Here is a 5310-nt window from a genome sequence, read left to right as displayed (position 1 = left end):
AAAGTTGGTAATAATACTGACTTAAAAGGGGCGGTGATTGCATCGGAAGCCGAAGATACCGGTAAAAACAAACTTGATACGGGCACAATTAGCTTTACTGATATCGAAAATAAAGCGGATTATAAAGTCAGTAGCAGCAGTGTTGGCGTCAGCACCATTGGCATGCCATCAATGCCAGCCGGTTATAATAAAAAAGACAATGAACAATCGATAACGCATTCAGCGGTGTCCCAAGGCACCATCATCATCCGCAATGAGAATGAACAAAAGCAGGATATCAATGAGTTAAGTCGGGATACTGAGCATGCCAGTAATGAACTTAAGCATATCTTTGATAAAGAAAAAGAACAAAGCAAAATAGACCAAACCCGGTTAGTGAGTGAAATTAGTGGTGAAACACTCACCATGCTCAACACCATAGACCGCATTAAAGCGACAGAAGAGGCGAAAAAAGCGGTAGAAGACAAAAGACAAAAATCCGATAAACCGTTAACCGACAAAGAACAACAAGAAATATATAAAGAAGCCTACGACAAAGCGATGAATGAAGGCATGTCAGCGATGGGAAGTAATACCCGTCAAGGCATCGACATGGCGATTAATATCATCAATGGCTTAATCACCGGCGACATGACCGGTGCGGTAGCTGGTGCATTGGCACCAAAACTGGCCACGATAATCAAGCAGCAAACCGGTGACAATAAGGTCGCTAACACTATCAGTCATGCCATCCTTGGGGCCGTGGTTGCCGAGTTACAAGGTAACTCAGCTGTTGTTGGTGGAGTTGGTGCAGCGGTCAGTGAGCGAGGCGCAGAAGTCATTGCCAGTATTCTTTATCCGAATAAAAGTATAGATGAATTAACTCAGGATGAAAAACAACAAGTCAGCGCACTCGCCCAACTGGCCACCGGTCTGACTATTGCCGCATTAGGTGGTGATGCTCAGGATATCAATACCGCTATTGCTGGTGGTAAAAATGCGGTTGAGAATAATGTTTTAAGTCGTGATGATTCATGGCAGAAAAAAGGAATCGAAGGTAAGCTTTCTTTCACAAAAATGACGGATGAAGAAAGAGCATATTATTTAGATAAATTAAAACAGATTAATGAGCTTGATGAGAAAGATGATAAGGCATTTTTGGATGCTTGCGCCGGTAGCGGTAATAATACTACTGCTGCTTGTGGTGCTCAATTAGCTAAACTCAGAGCCTTTAAAGACGAATATGAAATTTATTTTGGACGCTACCCTTACAGTGAATATTTACAAGATGACTATAATAAAATTATCGGCTATTTAAATCGTTACACGCCAGATGAGTGGAGTTATGCGATTAATAACTATGCCAAAGAAAATAATATTAGTTATGAGGAAGCGGCATCTAAATTTAAATTTGCCATGTATACACAAAAAATAGCGGATGTAATTTCATTATATTATGGTGTAAAAGGCGTAGGCATTGTTAACGGTAAAATAAGTGCGGTAGATTTAGCTAAAGCAGAAAAGGCGATTAATGAATATAATGCGTTTAAGCAAGAATTAAATGCCGGAAAGGGAACTACTGCCAACAAACCATTAGACAAAACAGATTTAGAGCTACAACACGGAAAAGGCAATGTTGAACAAGGTGGTGGAAATTATAAAGAGACTAAGGATAAAATACTGGATAATCAGGCTACCAATCAGAAAGCTAATGAAAGTAGTAATTTTGGTGAACATGTAAAAAATGAAAATCAGCTGACTGAAAATTGGAATAATACCAATCAGGCGCACAATGCTTCAAATAAACAAAAATTAAAAGAAGATTTATCAAATGAAAATCTACAAAACATAGCTAAAAAAGATCCTAGATTAAATGCTGTAGTTAACGGTCATAATGGAAAATTAAATTATGGTATTGGCTCAGGTACTACTGCGGAAGCGAACGAATTAGGGATGCAATGGGTTGGTGAAGGAGCTAAACAAACGTCTAACGGAGGATGGATTAGCGCTGATGGCACTAGAGGATATAGGCCTCCATCAAGTAAGGATAGTCCATTTGCAACAACAGGAACACAGGCCAATTTTGAAACATATAAGTTCGATGTTGATGGGAATAGAATAAAAGTAGGCAACGGACATTTGAATATTAAGGATTAAAAGATGAAAGTTTTATTAAAGTCAGTTGGTTCAATAGACTATGACCCAGCAACATATCTTCCAGAAGAAAGTAATATTTTTAGTATTACATTAAATTTATCTATAGGTCTAGCAGATAGTAATGGAGCAGATTATTTCGACCTATTGGTCTGTACTCCTGAATGGTTATCAAAAAGTATTTGGGAACCTGAATTAATTCGTCACATGCTAATAGTTCGCAAATATGATCTTGACGAAATAAAAGACACAATAAATAAATGTATTGAAAAATGTACTTGTGATACTTGGTTGGAAACAGCTCAGAAACTATCAAGGTACTTTGCTTGGGAATATGAGGATTATCAATCATAGTAAAATCCCTATTTAACCCGTTTGGATCTTACTTATTATCTTATGGACTGCATCGCAAGTTCAACCACCAACTTGCCCTGTTCCATTTTAATGATTACAGGACAGCCCACATAAAAGCCTATCTGCTCCAGCCACCAGCCGTTAATGGTCAGTTGTGGTCTGGGGTTGGGCTTTGTGTCTTGTGGCATGTAACCGATGGTATAAAATCGCTCATTGAGTTGTGGTTAGCAGGTTAGCGGTGCGTCAACACTGTTAGCCTGCGCTGATTGATGTTACTGTTTGTTTTATTATCTATTCATCCTTCTTTTTAGCCAGCCTTGCTGAGTACCAGCGCCTTGCCGGTATTTGATAATCATTCCTTCCAGGACTTCTTTATGAATTATACCAATCAGGCAATTTATCTGCCGATGAATATTTCCAGTTAGTCTCATCTTATGCAAGTTCGATGCTTGAAGGAATTCAAGAAGGTCAAACCGATAATGCCAAAAATCACCGCTTTATGGATTGGGATATTTATGATGCTTCCGGAAGCGATTGGATACCGTCAAACATTATATCTAACCCTTATTTATCAGGAGTAAGAGGATTAATTTTATTAAAACAATGGCGAGCTGAAGGATTATCTGAATCACAAATCCAAGAAAGATTTTTAAAAGATAACATATTAGGTGCTTTTGGCTCTGGTCCTGATATTAATGAAATTGTTCATCAGGTTCGTAATGGCGGTCTTAGTGTTGATGATGCACTAAGACTAGCAACATTGACTGTTTATGGAAAAGTGACAGACAATGCAAGCAAAGGTAAAAATGTTACCGGAAAAGAGACTGATGCCAACAAACCATTAGACAAAACAGATTTAGAGCTACAACACGGAAAAGGCAATGTTGAACAAGGTGGTGGAAATTATAAAGAGACTAAGGATAAAATACTGGATAATCAGGTCACCAATCAGAAAGCTAATGAAAGTAGTAATTTTGGTGAACATGTAGCGAAAGAGCAAGAAATTGGTAAGGTGAATGGTGCTACAAATACAGAAAAACTAACAGGTGGTGCTGCTAGGGCTGAACAATATTCAAATAATTGGCCTACAGGAAATCTTGATAAAGCTATTAATGATTTTGCAGGTACAAATCCAATAATAACTACAACTGAAAAAGGGAAAAGAATTTATACTAATCCAACGACAGGTATACAGGTTGTTGAGGATATATCTGGAAACTACTTCCGAATTTATAACCCTAATATTTCGGGAAAAAGGGCTTATTTGGATTTGAATGGAAATATTCCTAACAACAAATTATTAGAGAATGGAAAAGAAGCTGGCCGAAATCAAGGTGAATATAATGCGGTAACTCATTTTAATATAGAAAGGAATAAATAATATGAAATATATATCCGTTCCAGTAAATACAAGTGCAATGGAGCGCCTAGATTTTGATAAATGTATCGATGGTGATCTTATTGAGTTAACTCTTGATGAGGATAATTATGCCAACCTTCTAAAAAGTAATGTTATTCAGCAACTTAATAATGAATTAGGACTAAATATTGATGATTATGAAGATGAAAAGATAACCGATATTGATAAACTTATAATTGCTAGAAATATTATTCAAAATACAATAATGTCAAATAATAGCGAAGTGTTAATTAAATTATTAACTCAAGTTGAGAATGCAATAAAATATAAAACAGGGTTATTTTTTTATTTTTAAATATAAATGTGATAGTAAGCTCCTTACCTTAAACAGTGAGGATTTTACTTTGACATCTATACCAATATCTCAAGCCTGATAATCAACAGCCCCGATTGTGAAGAAGCTGATTATTTAATTGATTATTTGGATTATGCTCCAGAGATGCAAAGTAAATTTCCTCCATTAGGAAGAGATCGTTTACAAATTTTAATCAGTATATTAGAAGAAATGATCATTAAAACAAAATGTTCAAAACTTGTGATATCTTTGACTGACTCAGGCTATATTTATTCTTATAAAGTCATAAAATTTGCTGAACTATCAAAAACATTACTTTCGGATTTTGAATTAAACCAAGGTGCGCCCGACACGCTTTATGAAATTATATGCTAATAGAATTACTTATAAACTTCTTATTTTGATAAATAAAAAATTTTATTGAATAGATTCAATCATCAAATCAAGTCCAACAATCAACTTGCCCAGCTCAATCTTAATTATAACAGGGCAGCCTACATAAAACCCTATCTGCTCCAGCCACCTGCCTTTAATGGTCAGTTGTGGTTTGGGGTTGGGTTTTGTGCCTTGTGGCATGTAACCGATGGTATAAAACCGTTCGTTGGGTTGCGATGCAGGCTCTTTGCCTGTAGCTGATTTTAGCTTAGAATGTGTCTTAGCCATAGTTAACTCCAGTATAGTTAGTTGTGGTTAGCAGGTTAGCGGTGCGTCAACACTGTTAGCCTGCGCTGTTATTTACTGTCTTGTGTAACTTCTCTTCTTTAGTCGCCCGGTTTTAATCAACCAATCAACTGCTTAGCCTGATGCTTTAAAATCATGGCGTCTAAAATCTCTTTCACTGACTTCTGCTCGTCAGCAGTCATCTGCTTGACCGCCTCAAACTTAAGCTTAAGTTCGTCCTGTGGCTTTAGTTCCTCACTTTTTCAACTATCCACTAATCAAAATCATATCGAAAACCAAGCGGATTATAAAGTCAGTAGCAGTGTTGGCGTCAGCACTATTGGCATGCCAATGGTGCCAGCCGGTTATAATAAAAAAGACAATGAACAATCGATAACGCATTCAGCGGTGTCCCAAGGCACCATCATCATCCGCAATGAGAATGAAC

At 37.0% G+C, this 5310-nt stretch carries 5 protein-coding genes and 2 pseudogenes; 4 read left to right on the top strand and 3 right to left on the bottom strand.

Annotated features, from left to right (window positions below; genetic code table 11):
• Window positions 1-2136: VENN motif pre-toxin domain-containing protein (locus A9G03_RS06070; protein WP_179854743.1), on the top strand; the 2136-nt coding region annotated here is incomplete at its 5' end.
• Between the two features lie 3 nt (window positions 2137-2139).
• Window positions 2140-2487: an immunity 8 family protein gene (locus A9G03_RS06065; RefSeq protein WP_065798698.1), complete on the top strand. Its 348-nt coding sequence runs from the start codon at window positions 2140-2142 to the stop codon at window positions 2485-2487.
• 35 nt (window positions 2488-2522) lie between these two features.
• Here A9G03_RS06065 and A9G03_RS12845 read toward each other — a convergent pair.
• A pseudogene (locus A9G03_RS12845) lies at window positions 2523-2687 on the bottom strand (SymE family type I addiction module toxin); the annotation flags it as partial.
• A 245-nt stretch (window positions 2688-2932) separates the two neighbouring features.
• Between A9G03_RS12845 and A9G03_RS12670 the strand changes: the two are divergent.
• Both A9G03_RS12670 and A9G03_RS06055 read left to right on the top strand, forming a co-directional pair.
• Window positions 2933-3868 carry a hypothetical protein gene (locus A9G03_RS12670; protein ID WP_065798697.1) on the top strand — a complete coding sequence of 312 codons (936 nt, stop codon included), beginning with the start codon at window positions 2933-2935 and terminating at the stop codon, window positions 3866-3868.
• Window position 3869: 1 nt separating this feature from the next.
• Window positions 3870-4202 (top strand): hypothetical protein, encoded by a 333-nt coding sequence (locus tag A9G03_RS06055; protein ID WP_065798696.1) that lies wholly within the window; start codon window positions 3870-3872, stop codon window positions 4200-4202.
• 417 nt (window positions 4203-4619) lie between these two features.
• On the opposite strand, the gene A9G03_RS06045 is transcribed toward A9G03_RS06055, so the two are convergent.
• Both A9G03_RS06045 and A9G03_RS12840 read right to left on the bottom strand, forming a co-directional pair.
• Window positions 4620-4865 carry a SymE family type I addiction module toxin gene (locus A9G03_RS06045; protein WP_065798694.1) on the bottom strand — a complete coding sequence of 82 codons (246 nt, stop codon included), beginning with the start codon at window positions 4863-4865 and terminating at the stop codon, window positions 4620-4622.
• Window positions 4866-4981: 116 nt separating this feature from the next.
• Window positions 4982-5116: pseudogene (locus tag A9G03_RS12840) on the bottom strand (helix-turn-helix domain-containing protein); the annotation flags it as partial.
• Between the last annotated feature and the right edge of the window lie 194 nt (window positions 5117-5310).

The sequence above is a fragment of the Gilliamella sp. wkB171 genome (assembly GCF_001693755.1).
GTDB classification, from domain to species: Bacteria; Pseudomonadota; Gammaproteobacteria; order Enterobacterales; family Orbaceae; genus Gilliamella; species Gilliamella apicola_F.
This window is presented reverse-complemented; position numbering and strand designations above follow the sequence as displayed.